This is a genomic window from Xanthovirga aplysinae (assembly GCF_009711365.1).
Taxonomy (GTDB): Bacteria; Bacteroidota; Bacteroidia; order Cytophagales; family Cyclobacteriaceae; genus Xanthovirga; species Xanthovirga aplysinae.
Genome location: NZ_SMMB01000495.1, coordinates 1 through 1,905, shown reverse-complemented (window position 1 = coordinate 1,905; position 1,905 = coordinate 1). Strand labels below are relative to the sequence as shown.

The 1,905-nt window shown below is 37.5% G+C and carries 1 protein-coding gene; it reads left to right on the top strand.

Annotated elements, in window-relative coordinates:
* Positions 1 to 33: 33 nt before the first annotated feature.
* A partial coding sequence (locus E1171_RS02085; protein ID WP_155203605.1) for a T9SS type B sorting domain-containing protein occupies positions 34 to 1,905 on the top strand: 1,872 nt, incomplete at its 3' end.

The window sequence follows — 1,905 nt, the reverse complement described above, 5'->3', positions numbered from 1 at the left end:
ATTTGTCATGGGACATTACAAAGAAGATTTTGAATGAATGTTTTATATCTAATGGGATTAAGAATAGTTGTATTGTTTTTGGTTTTGGGTTTTGTAAATTCAACAATTTACGCTCAAAATTTGGATGTAAATGATAACAGTCTTCAACTAACCCATATTCCTTGTGACGGTTCTCCAATCGGAACCGCATATGTGGAGATTTTTGGAGGAGTTCCTCCTTATACCTATCGGTTATTTTTCTTTGATGAAGGTCAATGGAAAAATGTGGGAACTTCTTCTGAAACTAACCAACTGTCATTCACCTTTTCTGATTTGCCCTCAGGAAATTACTTTATTTTGGTTAGTGACGATACCGAAACCGAATCGGTTACAACAGAATTTTTCAAAATATTGCCTCCCCCAAGAACCGATTTGGAGGTTGAAATAGAAGATGAGCTTTTATGTCAACCAGGAACAACCAATGTCTATGTTTTGGATACTGAATTTGGATATTCCTATCTATTGATAAATGCAGCAGATAACTCAACAATTGGTGGTGTGGTAATTGGTACTGGAAGGGACATAACATTACCAACAGGAATAATAAATCAGTCTACTACTTTTAAAGTGATCGTGAGCAACGGAGCCTGTAGTCGAGAACTTGATAATGAGGCTAGTGTTCGAATGTTTAACCCTGATACAAACCTAGATGTAATAGCTCCACTATCTGTATGTGAAGGAAGTCCTGCCGAGGTGCGGATTGTTAATTCGGAAGTTGATCATTATTATCAACTAGTAAATGCTGCTGATAATAGCCTAATCGGTACCCAAAAGGAGGGAGATGGGCAAGAGCTATCTTTGTTTACAAACGCAATCAATAACCCAACAACCTTCAAGGTAATGGTTAGTCTTGGCCATTGTTCTGAATTTTTGCAAGAGCAGGTGACCATAAATGTTGACACGGCTCCTGATTTAAGTTTGTCGATTGACGTTGCAGAAGATGAATTTTGTTTTACAGGAAATACAGAAATTACCGTTTTTAATTCCGAGGTCGGAGTAAGTTATCAACTTTGGAATGTGGATGATAATACTACCCTAGGGACCATTTTTATTGGGGACGGCACTGATTTAATATTACCGACAGGTACATTAAATTCAACCACAAATATTGTGGTGCTGGCCAGCAATGGCACTTGTATTGGTCCGTTGGGAACAAATATCACAATATTGGTATCCGCTCGTGCTCCGCATTTAGAGATGGTGGACCTGGATGGGAACCCTTATTTAGATGGTTCTGTGTATTGTGCAGAAGAAGATATTCACATTAGAGCAGATACTATTAATGTAGGAAGTAATCAACCTATTCAATGGATGCTGAATGATGAATTGATTACCAACTCTTCAGATGTCTTCTCCTTGACATCTGAAGAATTGAAAGCTTTGTATGGTTCAGGAATTGAATTTATTTCAATTAGCGCTAGTGTGGCTCAATCTAGTACGGTTGAATGTGGTATTGGCGGAGGGGCTGAACAAATTATAGAACTTCAATTAGTAGAACAACCTGAACCTCCAACCCTTGTCTCGGAAATATCTCCAACCTGTTTTGGTACTACCATTGATGCGATTGTTGTTGCAGGTGTGAAGGGAGCGACTTTTAAATGGTATTCAGATGTTCAATTGACAGACTTTTTGGAAGAAGGAAATGTTTTTAACCCTCAAAAATTTATCAATAGTAATGAAGCAGGGATAACTCCTTTTTATGTGATTCAGGAAGCTTTGGCATGTGAACCAAGTGATCCATTAAAAGTGTCAGTTGAAATTCTTTCTGCAGAAAACTCATCATGCCAGCTTATTATTCCAAATGTTTTTACTCCCAACGAAGATGGCTATAATGACACTTTTTTTATTCAGAATTTGAAATTAGAA